At 65.8% G+C, this 18,586-nt stretch carries 23 protein-coding genes; 5 read left to right on the top strand and 18 right to left on the bottom strand.

The genetic code is table 11. The features are described 5' to 3' along the window. Nucleotides 1-177: 177 nt before the first annotated feature. The gene (locus tag ACT4OC_RS18490) at nucleotides 178-822 is read right to left on the bottom strand and encodes a dihydrofolate reductase family protein (protein WP_444840471.1); all 645 of its coding nucleotides are present in this window, start codon (nucleotides 820-822) and stop codon (nucleotides 178-180) included. 409 nt (nucleotides 823-1,231) lie between these two features. Between ACT4OC_RS18490 and ACT4OC_RS18495 the strand changes: the two genes are divergently transcribed. The 3 genes from ACT4OC_RS18495 to ACT4OC_RS18505 are packed head-to-tail and all read left to right on the top strand — an operon-like array spanning nucleotide 1,232 to nucleotide 3,426. Continuing rightward, the gene (locus tag ACT4OC_RS18495) at nucleotides 1,232-2,536 is read left to right on the top strand and encodes a TadE/TadG family type IV pilus assembly protein (protein WP_444840472.1); all 1,305 of its coding nucleotides are present in this window, start codon (nucleotides 1,232-1,234) and stop codon (nucleotides 2,534-2,536) included. Between the two features lie 39 nt (nucleotides 2,537-2,575). Next, entirely contained in the window at nucleotides 2,576-3,046 is a 471-nt protein-coding gene (locus ACT4OC_RS18500) for a TadE/TadG family type IV pilus assembly protein (RefSeq protein ID WP_444840473.1), read from the top strand. Between the two features lie 32 nt (nucleotides 3,047-3,078). Further along, complete coding sequence (locus ACT4OC_RS18505) at nucleotides 3,079-3,426, top strand: TadE/TadG family type IV pilus assembly protein (RefSeq protein ID WP_444840474.1); 348 nt, start codon at nucleotides 3,079-3,081, stop codon at nucleotides 3,424-3,426. 61 nt (nucleotides 3,427-3,487) lie between these two features. Here ACT4OC_RS18505 and ACT4OC_RS18510 read toward each other — a convergent pair whose 3' ends face one another. After that, complete coding sequence (locus tag ACT4OC_RS18510) at nucleotides 3,488-4,180, bottom strand: TetR/AcrR family transcriptional regulator (RefSeq protein ID WP_444840475.1); 693 nt, start codon at nucleotides 4,178-4,180, stop codon at nucleotides 3,488-3,490. Nucleotides 4,181-4,290: 110 nt separating this feature from the next. Here ACT4OC_RS18510 and ACT4OC_RS18515 point away from each other — a divergent pair, with 110 nt between their 5' ends. Next, entirely contained in the window at nucleotides 4,291-4,935 is a 645-nt protein-coding gene (locus ACT4OC_RS18515) for a glutathione S-transferase family protein (RefSeq protein ID WP_444840476.1), read from the top strand. Nucleotides 4,936-5,091: 156 nt separating this feature from the next. Here ACT4OC_RS18515 and ACT4OC_RS18520 read toward each other — a convergent pair whose 3' ends face one another. The 13 genes from ACT4OC_RS18520 to ACT4OC_RS18580 form a co-directional block, all read right to left on the bottom strand. After that, nucleotides 5,092-6,066: an SGNH/GDSL hydrolase family protein gene (locus ACT4OC_RS18520; RefSeq protein ID WP_444840477.1), complete on the bottom strand. Its 975-nt coding sequence runs from the start codon at nucleotides 6,064-6,066 to the stop codon at nucleotides 5,092-5,094. An 88-nt stretch (nucleotides 6,067-6,154) separates the two neighbouring features. Then, nucleotides 6,155-6,721, bottom strand: coding sequence for a TetR/AcrR family transcriptional regulator (locus tag ACT4OC_RS18525; protein WP_444840478.1), 567 nt, complete (start codon nucleotides 6,719-6,721; stop codon nucleotides 6,155-6,157). Nucleotides 6,722-6,728: 7 nt separating this feature from the next. After that, nucleotides 6,729-7,196, bottom strand: a complete 468-nt coding sequence (locus ACT4OC_RS18530; protein ID WP_444840479.1) for a nuclear transport factor 2 family protein — start codon at nucleotides 7,194-7,196, stop codon at nucleotides 6,729-6,731. Nucleotides 7,197-7,262: 66 nt separating this feature from the next. Beyond that, nucleotides 7,263-7,706: a tol-pal system-associated acyl-CoA thioesterase gene (gene ybgC, locus ACT4OC_RS18535; RefSeq protein ID WP_444840480.1), complete on the bottom strand. Its 444-nt coding sequence runs from the start codon at nucleotides 7,704-7,706 to the stop codon at nucleotides 7,263-7,265. A gap of 3 nt (nucleotides 7,707-7,709) precedes the next feature. Next, nucleotides 7,710-8,084, bottom strand: a complete 375-nt coding sequence (locus tag ACT4OC_RS18540) for a type II toxin-antitoxin system VapC family toxin (protein ID WP_444840481.1) — start codon at nucleotides 8,082-8,084, stop codon at nucleotides 7,710-7,712. Further along, nucleotides 8,081-8,272 (bottom strand): type II toxin-antitoxin system VapB family antitoxin, encoded by a 192-nt coding sequence (locus ACT4OC_RS18545; RefSeq protein WP_444840482.1) that lies wholly within the window; start codon nucleotides 8,270-8,272, stop codon nucleotides 8,081-8,083. The genes ACT4OC_RS18540 and ACT4OC_RS18545 overlap by 4 nt, the downstream gene beginning before the upstream one ends. Nucleotides 8,273-8,337: 65 nt before the next feature. Then, entirely contained in the window at nucleotides 8,338-9,249 is a 912-nt protein-coding gene (locus ACT4OC_RS18550; RefSeq protein WP_444840483.1) for a metallophosphoesterase, read from the bottom strand. A gap of 96 nt (nucleotides 9,250-9,345) precedes the next feature. Beyond that, nucleotides 9,346-10,206 carry a DUF6869 domain-containing protein gene (locus ACT4OC_RS18555; protein WP_444840502.1) on the bottom strand — a complete coding sequence of 287 codons (861 nt, stop codon included), beginning with the start codon at nucleotides 10,204-10,206 and terminating at the stop codon, nucleotides 9,346-9,348. Between the two features lie 101 nt (nucleotides 10,207-10,307). Continuing rightward, complete coding sequence (ruvB, locus tag ACT4OC_RS18560; RefSeq protein WP_444840484.1) at nucleotides 10,308-11,354, bottom strand: Holliday junction branch migration DNA helicase RuvB; 1,047 nt, start codon at nucleotides 11,352-11,354, stop codon at nucleotides 10,308-10,310. Nucleotides 11,355-11,384: 30 nt separating this feature from the next. Beyond that, on the bottom strand, nucleotides 11,385-11,699 hold the full coding sequence (locus ACT4OC_RS18565; protein WP_444840485.1) for an NIPSNAP family protein: 315 nt from the start codon (nucleotides 11,697-11,699) through the stop codon (nucleotides 11,385-11,387). Beyond that, nucleotides 11,696-12,313 carry a Holliday junction branch migration protein RuvA gene (gene ruvA, locus ACT4OC_RS18570; RefSeq protein WP_444840486.1) on the bottom strand — a complete coding sequence of 206 codons (618 nt, stop codon included), beginning with the start codon at nucleotides 12,311-12,313 and terminating at the stop codon, nucleotides 11,696-11,698. The genes ACT4OC_RS18565 and ruvA overlap by 4 nt, the downstream gene beginning before the upstream one ends. Nucleotides 12,314-12,479: 166 nt before the next feature. Continuing rightward, entirely contained in the window at nucleotides 12,480-13,007 is a 528-nt protein-coding gene (gene ruvC / locus ACT4OC_RS18575) for a crossover junction endodeoxyribonuclease RuvC (RefSeq protein WP_444840487.1), read from the bottom strand. Between the two features lie 153 nt (nucleotides 13,008-13,160). Beyond that, the gene (locus tag ACT4OC_RS18580; protein WP_444840488.1) at nucleotides 13,161-13,907 is read right to left on the bottom strand and encodes a YebC/PmpR family DNA-binding transcriptional regulator; all 747 of its coding nucleotides are present in this window, start codon (nucleotides 13,905-13,907) and stop codon (nucleotides 13,161-13,163) included. A gap of 197 nt (nucleotides 13,908-14,104) precedes the next feature. Here ACT4OC_RS18580 and ACT4OC_RS18585 point away from each other — a divergent pair, with 197 nt between their 5' ends. After that, nucleotides 14,105-15,883 carry a methyl-accepting chemotaxis protein gene (locus ACT4OC_RS18585; protein WP_444840489.1) on the top strand — a complete coding sequence of 593 codons (1,779 nt, stop codon included), beginning with the start codon at nucleotides 14,105-14,107 and terminating at the stop codon, nucleotides 15,881-15,883. On the opposite strand, the gene ACT4OC_RS18590 is transcribed toward ACT4OC_RS18585, so the two are convergent. Genes ACT4OC_RS18590 through ACT4OC_RS18600 form a run of 3 tightly spaced genes read right to left on the bottom strand, consistent with a single transcriptional unit; the run spans nucleotide 15,884 to nucleotide 18,568 of the window. Next, nucleotides 15,884-17,125, bottom strand: a complete 1,242-nt coding sequence (locus ACT4OC_RS18590; RefSeq protein WP_444840490.1) for an MFS transporter — start codon at nucleotides 17,123-17,125, stop codon at nucleotides 15,884-15,886. Between the two features lie 22 nt (nucleotides 17,126-17,147). Next, complete coding sequence (locus tag ACT4OC_RS18595) at nucleotides 17,148-17,972, bottom strand: TIGR00282 family metallophosphoesterase (RefSeq protein WP_444840491.1); 825 nt, start codon at nucleotides 17,970-17,972, stop codon at nucleotides 17,148-17,150. A gap of 2 nt (nucleotides 17,973-17,974) precedes the next feature. Continuing rightward, nucleotides 17,975-18,568 carry a 5-formyltetrahydrofolate cyclo-ligase gene (locus tag ACT4OC_RS18600; protein WP_444840492.1) on the bottom strand — a complete coding sequence of 198 codons (594 nt, stop codon included), beginning with the start codon at nucleotides 18,566-18,568 and terminating at the stop codon, nucleotides 17,975-17,977. Nucleotides 18,569-18,586 lie beyond the last annotated feature (18 nt).

The raw sequence follows: 18,586 nt of genomic DNA on the forward strand, positions 1-18,586 counted from the left end.
GCAATATCCATGGCATGACCAAATCGGCGGAGCCGTCCACGCCTTCCGGCTCCGCCAAAAAACTCAACAACGAAGGCGACAGATCACGAGCTACAAAAATACGACAACTTCACCCGCTACGGACAGCGCGCCGCGATGGCCGCCGCTTCAAGCGATCTTGATTTTGCCCAAATCTGTTCAGCGCCGCGCCAGCATGACGTGGACGGCATCCGGCGTTTGCATGCGCTCGATGCAGGCATAACCGAGGCCGGGCAAATCGAGGTCGGCGAAGAGCGGTTCGCCCGCGCCGAGGAACACCGGCGAGAACGCCAGATGCAGCTCGTCGAGCAGGCGCGCCCGCAGATATTGCCGAATCGTCGCGACACCGCCGCCGATCCGAATGTCCCTGTCGCCGGCAACCGCCCGCGCCCGGGCGAGCGCGGCCTCCATTCCATCGGTGACGAAATGAAACGTCGTGCCGCCCTTCATCTCGATCGGTGCGCGGGCGTGGTGGGTCAACACGAACACCTGTGTGTGGTAGGGCGGCTCCTCGCCCCACCAGCCCGTCCAGGATTGGTCCGGCCACGGGCCGCGGACGGGACCGAACATGTTGCGCCCCAGAATCCAGGCGCCGAGGTTTTCCATCGATGCTTTGGCGAAGTCGTCGTCGACGCCGGCCGCGCCGCCAGGCTGCCCGGTCATCTCGTGAAACATTCGCGTCTTGAGCATCCATGCATGCAGCTGCATGCCGCCGACGCCCATCGGGTTAGCGATGTCCTGGCCGGGTCCCGCGCCGAAGCCGTCGAGCGATACCGAGAATGCGGCGGCTCTCACTTTTCCCATGCTGTTGCCTTCACCGATTGCAGAACGCACTGCGCGCGCACGTCAGAACGAGGAACGAACCGATGCGCCGGAAACCGACAAGTTGCGGAAAATTTTTTCGGCAGGGACGATGCTCGAAGCCCGGGAACGATCGCCGTGCAGGGCGCCGGACTCGGTGACGACGCCAGCGCGTGATCCGGGATTCTACGGGGACCGATCGCTCCCGTCACCACCGGCCGCGCGGAAATGTCCTTGTTTGGCACGCATGCGCAATCCGAGCTCTGCCGATCCCGGAATTGCAACTACAGCTATTGGATAATCGGAAGTTACGCGGGCGCGGGCAATTTTCTCGACCGCAAAAAGGGACGGTTAGACTATCCGCGCAATAGTAAATCCGTTGGTGAAACTGTTGCCGCCGGATGCGGGGATCATGGTCAGCGTGGAAAGAAATCGTCTCGAGGGCGTAAGCATTCTGACGCGGGCCCTGGTCGGCACGGCATTGAAGCAACGGCGTCTGCTGAGGCGATTCTCGCGCGATCAATCCGGCAGCTACATGATCATCATCGCGCTGTTGATGCCCGTGCTGGTCGGCACCGCCGGTCTCGGCACCGAGGTCGGCTGGTGGCTCTACAAGCACAAGAACCTGCAAAGCGCAGCCGACTCCGGCGCGGTGAGCGCGGCCACCGCCGGAACCAACCTGACGGCCGAAGCGAACGCGGTGACCGCGTCCTATGGCTACGCGAACGGGGTGAACAACGTGACGCTCGCGGTCAATCAACCGCCCGCGAGCGGAAGCTACGCCGCGGTGCCGCAGGCCGTCGAGGTGGTCATCAGTCAATCGCATCAGCGGCTGTTCACGGCGTTGTTCAGCAAAGAACCGGTGACGATCACGGCGCGGGCCGTCGCCGTGCCGAACTTCGGAACCGGCTGCGTGCTGGCCCTCAATCGCACCGCGAGCCCGGCGGCGGCAGTCAAGGGCAGCGCGCAGCTCAACCTGCTCAATTGCAATCTCTATGATAATTCGAGCGGCAGTCCGGCGCTCGACGTCAGCGGCACGGCGACGATTTCCGCGGCGCAGGTCGGCGTCGTCGGCAACATCTCCGGCACCGACAGCATCACGACGACGAACGGCATTCGAACCGGCATCCGCCCGGTCGCCGATCCCTATGAGAACTTCAATCCGTACATCCCGGCGGGCTGCGACACCAGCAACAAGATCAACGTCAAGGGAACGACGTCGCTCAGTCCTGGCTCCTACTGCGGCGACATCGCCGTCAACGCGGGCGCCACCCTGACGCTCGATCCGGGGGTCTATTATTTCAACGGTGCCAACCTGACGGTGGCCGGCAACGCCACCATCACCGGGACCGGCGTGACGCTGATCTTCACGGGGTCCGGCAGCAACTGGGGCTCGGCCAACATCAGCAGTAACGCCAGCATCACGCTGACCGCTCCAACTTCCGGCGCGACGCAGGGCATCGCGATCTATGGCGACCGGCGCATGCCGGTCGGTACGGCGTTCGAGCTCACCGGCGGTGGCACCCAGAATTTTGGCGGCGCCATCTACCTGCCGAAGGGTGCGCTCAGCTACAGCGGCGGCAACGGCGCGACCACTTCGTGCACCAAGATCATCGCCGATACGCTGACCTTCACCGGCAATTCGAGCGTCAAGGTCGATTGCTCCGCGTTCGGCAGCGCCTCGATCGGCAGCGTTACCGCACAACTCGTTGAATAGATGGACGCGCGCATGATGATTGCGGGAAGCAACCGGGCCATGCGGCCTTCGCCAGGCATCCGCAGATTTTTCCGGCGTGCGGCGCGCGATACCGGCGGTGCGGCGGCGGTCGAGTTCGGGCTGATCGTGCCGATGCTGGCGCTCATGGTGGTAGGGATCATGGACGTTGGCCTCGCCGTTCATCGCAAGATGCAGGTCGAGCACGCCGCACAGGCCGGCGCCGAATACGCCATCCTCAACGGGTTCGACGCCAGTGCGATCTCCAGCGCCGTGACCTCCGCGACCAGCGCCACCGGCATTACGGCCGACCCGCCTCCGGAAAACTTCTGCGGCTGCGCGACCTCGGCGGGAGTGGCGCCCCTGACCTGTGGAACGACTTGCCCTGGCGGAGCGGCGGCCGGGACCTACACCACCGTGTCGGCGAAGGCGACGTACAGCACGATCATCAATTACACCGTGGTGCCCGACGCCTACACGTTCGGCGCCAAGTCGACGGTGAGGCTGCAGTGAAGCTGGCTCGCCTGTGGCGCGATGAGCGGGGCGTGTCGGCGCTGGAATTTGCGCTGATCGCGCCCGTCTTCTTTCTTTTCATCTTCGGCATCATCGAGCTTGGTCTGCTGTACTGGACCCAACTCGGGCTGCAGCACGGCGCCGAGATGGCCGCCCGCTGCGCCACCGTCAATCGAACGCTTTGTCCGAGCGGCAATGCGACCGCGATCACCCAATACGCGCTACAACAGGCCTATGGCCTCAGCCTGCCGTCCACCACCTTTGTTTACAGCACGCCGGCCTGCGGCAACCAGGTGAGCGCGAGCTATACCTTCCAGTTCCCCGAGATATTCAATCTCAGCCCGCTGATCCTGCGTGCGCAGGCCTGCTATCCGGCTTGAACGGCGCGCGTCTCTCCCGCATCATCACCCGGCCAGCCTGGCCTCGATCTTGCGCCGACCACTACCTTCCCGCGCCGCACATCACGTCGAGCGCGCCTTTGACGATTGTCTCGAGCTCGGCGCGCGGCACTTGCGCACGGGCGCGCACGGCGATGGTGTGGAGCGTGGCGGAGGCGAGATGCGCCAGCACCTGCGGGTCGGCGGAAGCGGCAAGCTCGCCGCGCTCCTGCGCCCGCCCGAAGATGCGAGCGAAGAAGCGGTCGGTCTCGACCAGGCCCGTGATGACGAGCTCGCGGATGGAAGGATCGAACACCGCTTCCGACGTCGCCGTCATCACCGTGAAGCAGCCGCGCGGGCCGTCCTTGCCGGACAGGTACATGTCGAGCGCGATGGCGTAGATCTTCTCCAGCATGTCGCGCATCGGCAGATCGGCCGCGAAGGCCTCGCCCATGCGCGCCCGCGCGCGGTCGCGATAGCTCCGATAGCTCTTGATGTAGAGCTCGCGCTTGTCGCCGAAGGCGCCATAGAGGCTCGGCCGGTTCATGCCGGTCGCCGCGGAGAGATCGTCGAGCGACGTACCGGCGAAACCTTCCTTCCAGAACACGTCGAGCGCGCGGGCCAGCGCCACCTCGGGCTGATAGGCGCGCGGGCGGCCGCGCCGCTTCGGCTCGGAAGCCGCAAGCGGCTGCAACGGCCTGGCTTTCTTCACCCCCGGCGGCTTGCGCGACGGCGGGGGCGTTCTTTTTTGTACCATCTTGCAAAATAATCCTTGACGCCGCCACTTTTATGCGGAACGGTACATAAATCAAGCTTGATCCTCACATCCACTTCGAAACCGCCCCGTCAAAGAGGGAGATTCCACCCATGGACCTTTATTTCTCGCCGCTCGCCTGCTCGATGGCAACTAGGATCGCGCTGTATGAGGCCGGGCAAACCGCCAACTTCATCGAGGTCGATCCCAAGACCAAGAAAGTCCTGAAGGACAATTCCGACTTCCATGCCATCAACGCGCTCGGCCTCGTGCCGGTCGTGCGCACCGATGACGGCGCGATCCTGACCGAGAACGCCGCGATCCTGCAGCACGTCGCCGAGAAGCTCGCCGAGGCCGGCATCGGCGCCAAGCCGGGGATCGAGCGCAGCCGGCTGCAGCAATGGCTGTGCTTCATCGGCACCGAGCTGCACAAGGGCCTGTTCACGCCGCTGCTCGGCAAGGCCGTGCCGGCCGAGGTGAAGTCGTACACGCTGGAGAAATATCTCTCGCGGCTCGAGCATCTCGACAGGCACCTGAAGGGGCGGCAGTTCCTGCTCGACCATTTCACCGTGGCGGATGCGTATCTGACCACCGTGCTGAACTGGAGCATCGCAACGCCGATGATCGACTTCGGCAAGTATCCGGCGGTGAAGGACTATCTGGAACGGATGAAGAAGCGCCCGGCGGTGGCGAAAGCGCTCGCCGAGGAGTTCGAGCTCTACAAGGCCGAAATGGCGCGCCACAAGGCGGCCGCGTAGCTTCCGCGTCCCGGATGCGGTGCAGCGCTTCTTCAGCGGTGCACCGCAGAGCCGGGACCCATGCCGCTCGGCGTGGACCCCGGATCAGCAGCGCACCGTTACACGCTGCGCTGCATCCGGGGGAACGCACGCGGAGAGTAATCGCCTCCGAATCGATCAGGGAACGATACTGTTTTCGGTCAGCAGCTCGAAGACGCGCTCGGCGACGAAAGCCTGTCCCGCCGGATTCCAGTGGCCGCCGACCTTCTTGCTGGCATAGAAGGCGGCGCCGTCGAGCGGCACGAAGGGAATCCCGCTGCGCTCCAGGTAGCGGGCGAGGGCCTCGTCCCGGCCCTGGATCCCGACAAGGAATTTCGCGCCGTTGCCCTCGACGAAGTCGCGGATCGCGCCGACAAGCCTTTCGGTGGGATCGGGGAAGAATCCGACGGGATGGACGATCTTCACATACGCCATCACGCCGAGGCGCGCGAGCCAGCTGTTGCGCACCCACCAGACGTCCTTGAAATAATGCTGACGGGAGAGCGGCACGGGTTGGGCATGCAGCTCGAGCCGGCCGTCTGCGGCGACGGTGAAATACGGCTTCTGATAGTCCTCGTAGCGGACGTTGCTGGCATTATCGAGCCGATCGTTGACCGAGCAGAAGATCAGCATGACGGCCGCAGGCTTCAGCTGCGGCCACAGCCGCCGCAGCATCAGGTATTCCTGGTCGGTGCCGAAGCCGGAAACGCCGGCCGCCAGGATCCTGTGGTTCGGCAGTTTGGCCTTGAGCAGGTCGGAGAAGCGCTCGCCTTCTTCCGAATCCAGTCCCCACACGAAGGAGTCGCCGAGGAACGCAATGACCGGCTTGCCGTCACCGACAAACTCCTCGTCGCGCAGGCCGAGACTGTTATGCCGGACATGAATGGTGCGGTAGTTGGTGACCGAGGAAGTGGAATTCGGCACCGGCGTCCAGCCGAGCTCGGCGTCATAGCGATAACCGAGCGACCGCTCGGTCGAGTCCTGGCGCAGCTCCCGGAAATCGCAGATGCGCAGGAAAACTTCCAGCGCGAGCAGCGTCAGGCACGCCATGCCGAGCGTGACGCCGGCCGAGCCGAGTTTTCGGTACAGCCTTTCCCTTGCGCTATCCTGCATTTGAAGACACCAATGGGGGGGGACGCTCAAAAATCTGCACGCGATCAAACCATGCAGGTCGTCACCGTTCAAGCGAATGCAGGCAACGTCAGTCCGGCCTCGCCAGCAGCCGCGGCGGCAAATCGGCGAGCGCCCGGCGGAAAATTGCGGGGTCATCCAGCGCGCGCGCCAGCACCAGCGCGCCCTGAATGGAGAGCAGCGCGTCGTTCGACCGCCGCCGCGCCATGCGCGCGGGAAGGCCGGTGCGGGTGAGCAGGCGGGACAGCGCCTCATCCCACCGCCGGAAATAGTCATGCACCTGCTTCGCGAACATGTCGCGCGAGGCCCCGAGCGCAATGACGCCGACCAGGCACACGCGGCGGCCGGAACGGAAATAGCCGTCGACCGCGGCGATCATGGCCGCGATAGCGCGGGCGGGATCGTCCGACGATCGCAGGGCTGCGAAGATATTGACCTCGAACCAGCTGTCGATCTCGTCAAGCACTTCGGCGGCCATCTGCTGCTTGCCGCCCGGAAAGAAGTGATAGAGGCTCCCCTTGCCAAGCCCGGTCGCCTCGCCGATCAGGGACAGCGTCGCGCCTTCATAGCCGTGCGCGCGAAACACCTCCGCCAGCAGCGGCAGCAGCTCGGCGCGGTCGGCTACCGGCTTGGCCATTGCGGCGTCAGAGGGGAGCTTCGCCCAGCCCGGCAACGTCGGCCGGGCGAGGTCCCGGCGCGGCCCAGCGGAAGCGGCGCTCGTTCTCGGCGATCTCGACGTCGTTGATGCTGGCCTCGCGCCGGCGCATCAGGCCGTGCTCGTCGAACTCCCATTGCTCGTTGCCGTAGGAGCGGTGCCACTGGCCATCGGCGTCGTGCCATTCGTACTGGAAGCGCACGGCGATGCGGTTGACGTCGAAGGCCCAGAGATCCTTGATCAGGCGATAGTCGAGCTCCTTCGCCCATTTGCGGGTGAGGAAGGCCCTGATCGCCTCGCGTCCCCGGAAGAACTCCGAGCGGTTGCGCCACACGCTGTCTTCCGTATAGGCCAGCGCCACCCGTTCGGGATCGCGCGAATTCCAGGCGTCTTCCGCCATGCGCGCCTTCTGCGCGGCGGTCTCGCGGGTGAAGGGCGGCAGCGGCGGGCGCGACATCGATCGATCTCCAGGGGCGACTGAGGCCGCGGAGATTGTACCGATCGGTACAGAGTGTCAAGCGCCCTATTCCAGGTCGGCCTTCATCAGCACCCGCAAGGTCTTCGGGATCGGCTGCGCCTTGCCGTCGCAGATGAAGGCGACACGCACCTGGGCTTTCACCAGCACGTCCGCACCGCGGCGCACCTCCTGCGCCAGCGTGATCGAGGCGCCCTTCACCACGACCGGCCAGGTGACGATGTCGAGCACGTCGTCCATCCGCGCCGGCCGCAGGAAATCGAGCTGCATCGAGCGCACCACGAAGGCGAAGCCCGGCGTCTCCGCCTGCGCCTGCTCGAACAGCGCGTGCTGCTCGGCGCCCATCAGCCGCAGATGATTGGTGCGCCCGCGCTCCATGAAGCGCAGATAGTTGGCGTGATAGACGATGCCGGAGAAATCGGTGTCCTCGTAGTAGACGCGGACCTGCATGGTGTGGCGGCCGTCGCGGAGCTTGCCGTCGAGGGAAAACATGCGCTACTCCGGAAATGTTGCGTCAAGCGCAAGCGATCGAGCAACAGCCAGTAGCCGCTTGTCTCGCGTCCACACGGTGGCTTCCGGCGTCAACGCTGCAGCGGCCAGCAGATGTGCGTCGACATATCCGACTCCGGAACCGGATAGTTTCTGACGTGCGATGAATTCCAGAACCTCGTCCGTACTGGCGACGGTCGCCTTTGGGAGACTGCCCAGATCATCGATCATCTGGTCGATCTTGGGGACATGACCAAGGAGAAGTTCTCCGATGACGAAGGGGTGCATAATCACGTCGCCCCGGTCGAGAAACTCCTCCAGCCTGGTGTCGCTGCGCCGAAAATGATCGATCCAAATTGAGGTGTCGGCCAGCACCTTCATTTGAAACGGCGACGTGGAGGCGCCTTGGCATCGGGCTGGGTTCCACCCATGCGTGCAAGCCGACGGGCAGCTTCGCGTTCCACAAATGCCTTCAGCGCTTCCCTTACAACGGCTGACTTCTCCGTGAGGCCGGAGAATTCCTGCGCCTTAGCGAATAGCTCGTCATCGATAGCAATAGTCGTTCTCATCTGCTCGGCTCCTCTGCATCAAATATAGCATCATTTGATGCAGATTTCCAGCAGATGTGGGCGCCTCAGGCGACCTGCGCCGCTGCCCCGCCGAGCGTTACCAGCACGATTTCCGGGGGAACGCCGAGACGGAACGGCATGATGCTGCAGCCGAGGCCGCCGGAGACGACGACGTCGCAAGCCTTGCGGATATGGCCATAGGCGAGCTGCTGACCGGATGGCGAGATCGGCGACCAGCCGAGCAGGCGCACCTGCCCGCCATGGGTATGGCCGGAGAGCTGTAACGCGACCCGCGACGGCACGCGCCTGGCGATATCGGGCTCATGCGCCATCAGGATGACGGGCGCGCTGTCGGTGATCCCGGCGAGCGTCGCGCCGAGATCGTCGACGCCGATGCGCCGCACCGGGCGAAAGCGCCGCGCCGGCAGGTAGGCGAGCTGGTCGCCGAGGCCGGCAAGCCAGAACGCGCGGCCATCCTTGCTCAGGCGTTTTGCGTGATTTTCGTAGACGGGAATGCCGGCGTTCTGCAGCGCGCGGCCGGCAACCGGCAGTCCCTGCCCCGCCCGCTGCACCTCCCTGTCCTCCCACCAGTCGTGATTGCCGAGCACCGCATGAACGCCGAGCGGCGCCTTCAGCGATCCGAGCACGGCCGCCCACTCCTCAGCCGGAATGAACCGCGTCACCTTGCGATGCCCGGCGACGTAGTCACCGAGCATCACCACGAGATCCGGCTTCAGCGCATTGGTGCGCTCGACGATGCCCTCGATCCGCTTCAGCGACATCCAGGGATCGCAGGCGTGCAGGTCGGCAATGGCGGCGATCCTCAGCTTGAGATCGGACGGCCATTGCGGCGGCGAGAGGCTGTAGCGCGTGACGCGCAGCCGCTCCGGCTCGATGCCGAAACCATAGGCCGTGGTCGAGACGCCGAGCGCGCCGGCCCCGCCCATCATTTTCAAGAAACGCCGCCGCGTAAACATGTGAGTCCGTCTGTGATGCCTGGGCAGGATGGAAGGCGATTGCAGCGAAATTCTGCCCCGCTTGTGCAGATTGTCAGCAGAGGTTCTGCATTAACCTTACCATCTCGCTTCGCCGATCAGCGCGTCCAGCCGCGCCCTCAATTCATCCGGCGCGCGAAAGTACCAGACGCCGCCGAGCAGGTCGGCAAAGCGCTTGTCGGCGGCCGCCTCGCGCTCGATGCGGTCGATGGTCTTCATGCTGATGACGTCCTCGAGCGGGCCTGCAGCGAGCATCGACAGCAGCACTGGGTTTGCCTCGATCTTCAGTATCTCCACGATCAGGTCGATGGCGCGATCCGGATCTTCCTCGCGCAGGTCGCGCTCGAAATCCATCAGCGCGAAGAAATTGTCGTCGCGGTCGCGATCGGATCTGGAATATTGCTCGACCCAGGCGCGCGCCAGTTCGGGCAAGGACATGGTCTCGCATTCGAGCGGGAGCTTCGGTGTCTTGCGCGCAAGGTGGTCGGCATTCCAGCCTTCCGCGTCTGCAATCCGCGCGATCCGCTGCGTGACCGGCTCATCCGGGCCAAAATTGATTCCGCCGAGCAACCAACGCAGTCTTGCGTTGTCCTTCGCCTCGCGTTCGATGCGCTCCATCACTGCGTCGCCATTCGCGTAAACCAGCGACGGCATGAATTTGTCGTTGAGCTGCATGACGGTGAGCTTGTCAGCTTCCGTCCGCAGCACTTCGAGCGCCAGATCGAGCGCGCGGCCGGGCGCGTCGTGCGGCAGGCGATCGAAGTACATGATTGCGGCCCATGCCCCGCCCGTCTGATCGCGCCGGCTGATGCATTGGACGACGCACCAGATCGAGGCAAGTTCGCCGATCGGCAAGGCGTTGAGAAACGCTTCGGTCTCCTCGGGAGTGGCAAGCTCGGGCGCCGCCGCGATCGTCTCCAGCGCCTTCGCTCCTTGCATCGAACCCACGGCTGCAACTCCACGGTAAAGTGCCGGCTCGTGGAGCCGGCAAGCCAATTGTCGCCATTAGTGCGTTGCAGCGACGGTTCGGTTCGAAGCTGCTAATCGTCGCCGTCGTTGCCGAACAGGCCGAACTGCGCGGGATCGCGGGCCGGCTCGGCGAGGCCGAGGTGGCGGAAGGCGTGCGAGGTGAGCAGGCGCCCGCGCGGGGTGCGCTGCAGATAGCCGCACTGGATCAAATAGGGCTCGATGATGTCCTCGATGGCGTCGCGCGGCTCGGACAGCGCCGCCGCCATGGTCTCGACGCCGACGGGGCCGCCGCCGTAGTTGAGCGCGATGGTGCTGAGGTAACGGCGGTCCATCGCGTCGAGGCCGGCGGCGTCGACCTCGAGCGCGCTCAGCGCGTGGTCGGCGATGGCGCGGTCGACGGAGTCCGCATTCGCGGCGGAGGCAAAATCGCGCACGCGGCGGAGCAGGCGGCCGGCGATGCGCGGCGTGCCGCGGGCTCTACGGGCGATCTCGTTGGCGCCGTCGGCGGTCATGCCGATGTTGAGCACGCGGGCGCCGCGGGTGACGATCTTCTCCAGCTCCTCCTCGGTATAGAAATTGAGCCGCACCGGAATGCCGAAGCGGTCGCGCAAGGGGTTGGTGAGCAGCCCCGCCCGCGTCGTGGCGCCGACGAGGGTGAACTTCGCCAGCTCGATCTTGACCGAGCGCGCCGCAGGCCCCTCGCCGATGATGAGGTCGAGCTGAAAATCCTCCATCGCGGGATAGAGCACTTCCTCGACCGCGGGGCTGAGGCGATGGATCTCGTCGATGAAGAGCACGTCGCGCTCTTCGAGATTGGTGAGCAGCGCGGCGAGATCGCCGGCCTTCGCTATCACGGGCCCCGAGGTGGCGCGGAAACCGACGCCGAGCTCGCGCGCCACGATCTGCGCCAGCGTGGTCTTGCCGAGGCCCGGGGGACCGACGAACAGCACGTGATCCAGCGCCTCGCCGCGCTTGCGCGCCGCGTCGATAAAGATCGAGAGATTCTTGCGCGCCTGCGCCTGTCCGACGAATTCCGACAGCAGTTGCGGGCGCAGCGTGGTGTCGCCGACATCGTCGCTACGGCGATCGGGCGTGACGATGCGGGAGGGAGTGGTCATGCAGCCTTTCTAACCTCTTCGCCCCGCCTCTCAAGCCGTCTTCGGAAACAACGGCCGGAAAAACGATCGTTCGTACCGGATGAAGCAGCGCGTCTCCTTGGCGAAGGCGATAGCTTTCTGGACGTCCGGATCATTGCCCGCATCCTTGCGGTACTGTTCGTAGGCCGCCAGGCTCGGAAAGCTGAACATCGCGAGCGCGACGTCGCTCTCGCCCTCGGATGGCAGAAAGTAGCCGTGGTGGACGCCGCCGAACCGCGGCACCAGCTCAAGCCACATGGCGCCATAGGCTTCGAAGTCGGCATCCTTTCCCGGACGGATCTGATAACGCAGATAGCAGGTAATCACCTCGCGAGCTCCTTCAGCCCCAGCCGGATGAGTTGCGCCGTCTCAGCCTTCTCACCGGCGCTGCGCGCGGCCGCGGCGATGGCGGCCGCCGCTTGAGGCTGGCCGTAGCCGAGATTGACCAGCGCGGAGATCGCATCGGCCACCGGGCGCGGCGCGCGGTGATCGTCGATGGCGCCGGCAAGATGCACCACGGCCGGATCGACATTGGCGAAGGCCGGCGCCTTGTCCTTCAGCTCCGTGACGATGCGCTCGGCGACCTTCGGGCCGACGCCGGGCGTGCGCGCCACCGACGCCTTGTCGCGCAGCGCAATCGCATTCGCAAGCTCGGACGGCGGCAGCGTGCCGAGCACGGACAGCGCGACCTTGGCGCCGACGCCCTGCACGGTCTGCAGCAGGCGAAACCATTCGCGCTCGTGATCGGTGCGGAAGCCGAACAGCTTGATCTGGTCCTCGCGCACGTAAGTTTCGATCGACAGCACCGCGGCCTCGCCCGGCGCCGGCAGCGCCTGCAGCGTGCGCGCGGAGCAATGCACCTGGTAGCCGACGCCGCCGACGTCGAGGATGACGTAATCCTCGCCGTAGGAATCGATCAGGCCCTTGAGCTTGCCGATCATGCTTCGACCCCGCTCTCTCGGTCGTCATGCCCGGGCTTGACCCGGACATCTACGTCTTGCTTCGCCCGCCGCCAGGACGTGGATGGCCGGGCATAGGCGAGCGGAAGCGACGCCGTCCTTCGGACGGCTAAGCCCGGCCATGACGGCTGAATTTTGGGCACGCAACTCATGCGCCGGCCACTTTCAGGCGCAGCTCGACGGCCGCGCGATGGTGGGCGTGGGTGATGGCAATCGCCAGCGCGTCGGCCGCGTCGGGCGATTTCGGATCGGCCTTGGGCAGAAGAATTTTCAGCATCACCGCGATCTGGTTCTTGTCGGCATGGCCGGCGCCGACCACGGTCTTCTTCACCTGGTTCGGGGCGTATTCGGCGACCGATATGCCGAACATCGCGGGCGCCAGCATGGCGACGCCGCGCGCCTGGCCGAGTTTCAGCGTGGCGACGCCGTCCTTGTTGACGAAGGTCGCTTCGACCGCGGCTTCGGCCGGCCGGTAGTCGCCGAGCACGGCGGCGAGCCCCTCATGGATGGCGAGCAGGCGGCTTGCGAGCGGCAAATCGTCCGGCGGCTCCACCGAGCCGCAGCCGACGAAGGTCAGGCGATTGCCATCGCTCTCGATGATGCCCCAGCCGGTGCGGCGCAGGCCCGGGTCGATGCCGAGGATACGGATGGGTTTGCGAATCGGAGGCGGTGCCATGGCGTAGTGATAGCGCCACAGCGACGTGAACGAAACATAAACGGGGTGGGAAACCCCCGCTTTCCCGTCATTGCGAGGAGCGACAGCGACGAAGCAATCCATGCCTCGGCTTGCCGCGCGATGGATTGCTTCGCTTCGCTCGCAATGACGGGCTTACCCGCCCATCTTCGCCATCAGCGCGTCGGACACCTCGAAGTTCGCGAACACGTTCTGCACGTCGTCGTGCTCGTTGAGCAGGTCCATCAGCCTGAGCAGCTTCTCGCCGGTCTCGTCATCGACCGCCACCGTGTTCTGCGGCTTCCAGGTCATTGCCGCCTTGCGCGGCTCGCCGAACTTTCCTTCCAGCACCTTGGCGACCTCGCGGAAGGTCTCCTGGGAGGCGTAGATTTCGTGGCCGCCCTCGCCCGACACGACGTCGTCGGCACCGGCTTCGATGGCGGCGTCCAGCATGGCGTCGTCGGAGGCCACGCTGCGGTCGTATTCGATGATGCCGGTATGGCTGAACATGAAGGCGACCGAGCCGCTTTCGCCGAGATTGCCGCCGGATTTGCTGAACAGCGATCGGATATCGGAAGCGGCGCGGTTGCGGTTGTCGGTCAGCGCCTCGACGATGACGGCGACGCCGCCGGGGCCGTAGCCCTCGTAGCGGATCTCGTCATAGTTCTCGCCGTCGGAGCCCGCCGCCTTCTTGATGGCGCGCTCGATATTGTCCTTGGGCATATTCTCCGCGCGTGCCGCGACGATGGCCGCGCGCAGCCGGGGGTTCATGGCGGGATCAGGGGTGCCGAGCTTGGCCGCGACCGTGATTTCACGGGCCAGCTTGCCGAACAGCTTCGACTTCTGGGCATCCTGCCGCCCCTTGCGGTGCATGATGTTCTTGAATTGGGAGTGGCCGGCCATTGCTGGGTCTCGAGATTCGCTTGCGGATTTGGGGTGGAAGGCGCGGCGTTATAGGCCGCGAACCAGGCAAAATCAAAGAATCCTGCGACTTTTTGGCACTTTAGTCGTAGGTCTGCCCTTTGGAGAGGCAGCGTTAACCATGACTTCATGCCCGGATGAGAGGATGCCGCCGAAACTTCAACCTCCAAGAGCACCTCATGGCGTTCGGCCTGTTTCGAAAGCGCCCGGCGGAATCAGCCGCTCCTGCCCAGGAATCGCCGGGCGGGGCGACGGTCTCGGCTACCCAAATACCGGCAGCCGGCGAGGCCGCGGCCAGCGCCGAGGGTGATTCGGCAAAAGCCATCCTCGAGCTGCTGGAGCTCGAGCTCGGGGCCATGATCGGCCAGCTGGAGCGGGCCGCAGGTTCCGTCGCCGGCGGCGCGGAGGCCACCGCGACCACGCTCTCCACCATCCGCCAGCGCACCGACGCGCTCACGGGGCGCACCAGCGCGGCGCAGTCCACCGCCACCACCTTCTCGCACGCCGCAGAAAAGTTCACGCAGTCCGCGCATGGCATCGGCGAGCAGGTGCGCGGCGCCGGCAAGCTCGCCGACGAAGCGGGCGCGGCCGCCGCCGAGGCGCGCGCCAATGTCGACCGCCTGCGCGAATCGTCGGCGGCGATCGGCAACGTCGTCAATCTGATCGCGCAGATCGCGCGCCAGACCACGCTGCTCGCGCTCAACTCCACCATCGAGGCGGCGCGCGCCGGCTCCGCCGGCAAGGGCTTTGCCGTGGTCGCCGTCGAGGTCAAGGCGCTGGCGGTGCAGACCCAGCAGGCGACGGAGGAAATCACCAAGAAGATCGAGGCGCTGCAGCGCGATGCGGCGGGCTCCGTCGACGCCGTGCATCGCATCTCACAGGCGATCGAGGCGATCCGCCCGGTATTCGAGACCGTCAACGGCGCGGTGGCCGAGCAGAGCGCGACCACCGGCGATATGAGCCAGAATGCGGCCTCCGCCTCGAGCTTCATCGCTTCGGTCGGAGATTCCGCCGTCGAGATCGACAGCGCCACCAAGCAGGCCGAGGCGCATGGCGAGAACGTCGCCAGGGCCGGCCAGGCCGTGACAATGTTCGCGAAGAAGCTGAAATCGCGCTGCGCGGTGCTGCTGCGGCAGAACGAACGCGGCGCGGCGCAGAAGCGCGAGCGCCTGCCCTGCAGCCTCAAGATCGAGCTGAAGACGCCGCGCGGCGCCGTCACCGCACCGGTCTACGAGATTTCGCTCGACGGCATCCTGATCAGCGGTCCGGAAGCGGAGAAGCTGGCGCAGGGCCAGAGCTTTGACGCGACGCTGGCCGAGGTCGGCGACTGCCGCATCCGCATCGGCGCGAAGACCAAGGGCGGCACGCAGGCGCAGTTCGAGCGGCCGGCCGCCGCGACGATCGAGAAGATCGAAGACAAGCTGTGGGCGCTGCAGGACGCCAACACCGAGGCGGTGGCCCGCGCCATGGAAGCCGGCAGCGAGCTGACCAGGATTTTCGAGAGTGCCGTCGCCAGCGGCGCGGTCTCGCTGGAAGACCTGTTCGACACCAACTATGTCGAAATTCCCGGCACCAACCCGGTGCAGTACCGCACCAAACTCCTCGACTGGGCCGACCGCGCATTGCCTCCGCTACAGGAAGCGTTCCTGGCCAGGGACAAGAGCATGGCGTTTGCCGCCATGGTCGACCGCAACGGCTACCTGCCCGTGCACAACAAGATCTATTCGCACCCGCAGAAGCCGGGCGACGTCGCCTTCAACACGGCCAACAGCCGCAACCGCCGCATCTTCAACGATGCCGCAGGCCTTGCCGCCGGGAAAAACACCCGCGCCTACCTGATCCAGACCTATGCCCGCGACATGGGCAACGGCAACACCGTGATGATGCGCGAGATCGACGTGCCCGTGCGCGTGCGCGGCAAGCACTGGGGCGGTTTCCGCACGGCGTATCGGCTGTAGTCAGGGCTCCTTCGTCGAAGCGGCCTCGGCGCTTCCGCCGTCTCCGGGCCCGGCTGCCTTCGTCGCCGCCAGAGCCGCCAACGCCACGACGGTAAGCGCAGCACCCGCAAGGAAGGTGCCGCGAGACCCGATGCGTTCCCACAGATCACCTGCCAACACGCTCGCGACGAGCAGCGCCACCCCGGTCAGCAAATTGAACATGCCGAACGCGGTGCCGCGCAGTTCGGTCGGCGCCGCGTCGGCGACAAGCGCGGCCAGCAGGCCTTGCGTGAAGCCCATGTGCAGCCCCCACAGCGCAACACCGGCGATCACGCCTTCGATACCGTTCGTGAATGCAAGCACGAGGTCGGCAGCGACCAGCAATGCAAATCCGGTTTTCAGCACGGTGAGGCGGTCGAATCGGTCGGAAAGCGCGCCTGCGGGATAGGCGGACAGCGCGTAGGCCGCATTCATCAGCACCAGCACCAGGGGCACCAGCATCGGGGTGAGGCCGACCGCTTGCGCCCGCAGGATCAGGAAGGCTTCGCTGAAGCGGGCAAGGGAGAATACGAAACCGATGGCGACGATCTGCCAATAGGCAGGGCCCAGCCGCTTCAGCTCGGCAACGCTCAACGGCCATCGCGCCTTGCGCGTCGGCTCGGCGCGCGCCGGCTCGGCCACGGCGAAGACCAGCACCGCCACGGCGAGGAATGCGGGAATCACCGCCACCCAGAACACGGCGCGGAAGTTGTCCACCGTGAGCCACATCAGTGCAACGGCCAGCGCCGGGCCGAGGAATGCGCCGACCGTGTCCAGCGATTGACGCAGCCCGAAACTGGCGCCGCGCAGATGCGGCGGCGTCACGTCCGCAATCAAGGCATCGCGCGGCGCGCCGCGAATGCCCTTGCCGATTCGATCGATGAAGCGCGCCGCCACCAGCCATCCCACCGAACCCGCCAGCGGAAAAATCGGCTTGGTACAGGCGGCGAGGCCATAGCCGAGGACGGCGAGCCATTTGCGCTTGCCCATCCAGTCGGACAGCGCGCCGGAAAACACCTTGGTGATCGAGGCGGTCGCCTCGGCAATCCCCTCGATCAGGCCGACCGTCAGCATCGACGCGCCGAGGCCGGAGACCAGATAGATCGGAAGCAGCGCGTGAATGATCTCCGAGGAAACGTCCATCAGCAGCGACACGAAGCCGAGCGCCCACACCGCCGAGGGAACCGCGCGCAATCCGGCAGGCCGGGGCTTCACGTCATTCATCGCGCACCTACGCGGCCGATGCCTAATCCGTCCAGAAATCCGGCAGCGTGGGCGACAGCCGCCCGCCCCTGCGTACCGGCGCAATCTTCACGGCAAGGCCGGTTGAGTCGTCGGTCTCCACCGCAACGCCCGAAAGCGTCGCCTCACCGCTCGCCGGCTCGAACCGCGCTGACGGAATGCCCGTCGTGAAGCGCCGCAGCGGCTCTTCCTTCTGCATGCCGATGATCGAATCGTAATCGCCGGTCATGCCGGCGTCGCTCATATAGGCGGTGCCGCCGGGCAGGATCTGGTGATCGGCAGTCGGCACATGGGTGTGCGTGCCGACGACCAGGCTGGCGCGGCCGTCGCAGAAGAAGCCGACGCCCTGCTTCTCGCTCGTCGCCTCGCAATGGAAGTCGACCACGATGGCGTCGGCCGCCTCGCGCAGCGGACAGGCCGCGAGTTCGCGTCCAAGCACGGCGAAGGGATCGTCGAACGGCGTCATGAAGACGCGCCCCATCGCGTTGACGACCAGCGCGCGCCTGCCGTTCTTGGTATCGACCAGCGCCGCCCCCCGGCCGGGCGTGCCCGGCGGCATGTTGGCGGGCCGGATCAGCCGCGGCGCGCGCTCGATGAACACCAGCGCCTCGCGCTGGTCCCAGGCGTGATTGCCCAGCGTGATCGCGTCGGCGCCGGCATCGAGCAGCTCCTGGTAGATGGCTTCGGTGATGCCAAAGCCGCCGGCCGCGTTCTCGCCGTTGACGATGACGAGATCGAGCGACCAGTCCCTGACCATGGCGGGGAGATAGTCCGAGACGGCGGTGCGGCCGGTGCGGCCTACGACGTCGCCGATGAAGAGGATTCGCAAACCTATTTGCTCCGGAAATCGAACGTGTCTTTTTCCGTTAGCACAAAATCCAGCGGCACGTCGTGCGACAGAGCGGGGATGGCGGGCGTTTCCTGCACCGAAAAGGCCAGCCCGATGCCGGTGACCTGATGCGATTTGCGCAAATGCGCGAAGGTGTGGTCGTAGTAGCCGGCGCCATAGCCGATGCGGTGGCCGGCGCGGTCAAAGGCGGCGAGCGGCACCAGCATGATGTCGGGGAGCAGTTCGGCCGCCGCCGGCGACGGTTCGGGAATGCCGAGCGAACCCAGCACCAGGCGATCGCCCGGCGACCAGGCGCGGAAAGTCAGCGATTTGCCGCGCGCGTTGATGACAGGCAGCGCCAGCCGCGCGCCGGCCAGGGCGAGTTTCAGCATCAAGGGCGCGGGGTCGATCTCGCTGCGGATCGGCGCATAGCCCGACACCACGGCGCCGGCGGCGACCTCGAACGGCAGGCCGCGCTTGGCGACCTTGTTCGCCGCCGCCTCGCGCTTCTTGTCCCCCAAAGCCTCGCGCGCCGCGAGCGCGGCGGCACGCAGGTCAGCCTTGGACGGTTCGGCCTTGGAAGGTGCTGCGTCCATGGGGCAAAGGGCCAGATT

The organism is Bradyrhizobium sp., from assembly GCF_052389815.1.
Classification (GTDB): domain Bacteria; phylum Pseudomonadota; class Alphaproteobacteria; order Rhizobiales; family Xanthobacteraceae; genus Bradyrhizobium.

Excerpts from the sequence above, each read along its gene's own strand:
- ACT4OC_RS18490 (WP_444840471.1), bottom strand. The coding sequence starts at position 822 with ATGGGAAAAGTGAGAGCCGCCGCATTCTCGGTATCGCTCGACGGCTTC.
- ACT4OC_RS18495 (WP_444840472.1), top strand. The coding sequence starts at position 1,232 with ATGGTCAGCGTGGAAAGAAATCGTCTCGAGGGCGTAAGCATTCTGACG.
- ACT4OC_RS18500 (WP_444840473.1), top strand. The coding sequence starts at position 2,576 with ATGCGGCCTTCGCCAGGCATCCGCAGATTTTTCCGGCGTGCGGCGCGC.
- ACT4OC_RS18510 (WP_444840475.1), bottom strand. The coding sequence starts at position 4,180 with ATGGTACAAAAAAGAACGCCCCCGCCGTCGCGCAAGCCGCCGGGGGTG.
- ACT4OC_RS18515 (WP_444840476.1), top strand. The coding sequence starts at position 4,291 with ATGGACCTTTATTTCTCGCCGCTCGCCTGCTCGATGGCAACTAGGATC.
- ACT4OC_RS18520 (WP_444840477.1), bottom strand. The coding sequence starts at position 6,066 with ATGCAGGATAGCGCAAGGGAAAGGCTGTACCGAAAACTCGGCTCGGCC.
- ACT4OC_RS18525 (WP_444840478.1), bottom strand. The coding sequence starts at position 6,721 with ATGGCCAAGCCGGTAGCCGACCGCGCCGAGCTGCTGCCGCTGCTGGCG.
- ACT4OC_RS18530 (WP_444840479.1), bottom strand. The coding sequence starts at position 7,196 with ATGTCGCGCCCGCCGCTGCCGCCCTTCACCCGCGAGACCGCCGCGCAG.
- ybgC (WP_444840480.1), bottom strand. The coding sequence starts at position 7,706 with ATGTTTTCCCTCGACGGCAAGCTCCGCGACGGCCGCCACACCATGCAG.
- ACT4OC_RS18540 (WP_444840481.1), bottom strand. The coding sequence starts at position 8,084 with ATGAAGGTGCTGGCCGACACCTCAATTTGGATCGATCATTTTCGGCGC.
- ACT4OC_RS18545 (WP_444840482.1), bottom strand. The coding sequence starts at position 8,272 with ATGAGAACGACTATTGCTATCGATGACGAGCTATTCGCTAAGGCGCAG.
- ACT4OC_RS18550 (WP_444840483.1), bottom strand. The coding sequence starts at position 9,249 with ATGTTTACGCGGCGGCGTTTCTTGAAAATGATGGGCGGGGCCGGCGCG.
- ACT4OC_RS18555 (WP_444840502.1), bottom strand. The coding sequence starts at position 10,206 with ATGCAAGGAGCGAAGGCGCTGGAGACGATCGCGGCGGCGCCCGAGCTT.
- ruvB (WP_444840484.1), bottom strand. The coding sequence starts at position 11,354 with ATGACCACTCCCTCCCGCATCGTCACGCCCGATCGCCGTAGCGACGAT.
- ruvA (WP_444840486.1), bottom strand. The coding sequence starts at position 12,313 with ATGATCGGCAAGCTCAAGGGCCTGATCGATTCCTACGGCGAGGATTAC.
- ruvC (WP_444840487.1), bottom strand. The coding sequence starts at position 13,007 with ATGGCACCGCCTCCGATTCGCAAACCCATCCGTATCCTCGGCATCGAC.
- ACT4OC_RS18580 (WP_444840488.1), bottom strand. The coding sequence starts at position 13,907 with ATGGCCGGCCACTCCCAATTCAAGAACATCATGCACCGCAAGGGGCGG.
- ACT4OC_RS18585 (WP_444840489.1), top strand. The coding sequence starts at position 14,105 with ATGGCGTTCGGCCTGTTTCGAAAGCGCCCGGCGGAATCAGCCGCTCCT.
- ACT4OC_RS18590 (WP_444840490.1), bottom strand. The coding sequence starts at position 17,125 with ATGAATGACGTGAAGCCCCGGCCTGCCGGATTGCGCGCGGTTCCCTCG.
- ACT4OC_RS18600 (WP_444840492.1), bottom strand. The coding sequence starts at position 18,568 with ATGGACGCAGCACCTTCCAAGGCCGAACCGTCCAAGGCTGACCTGCGT.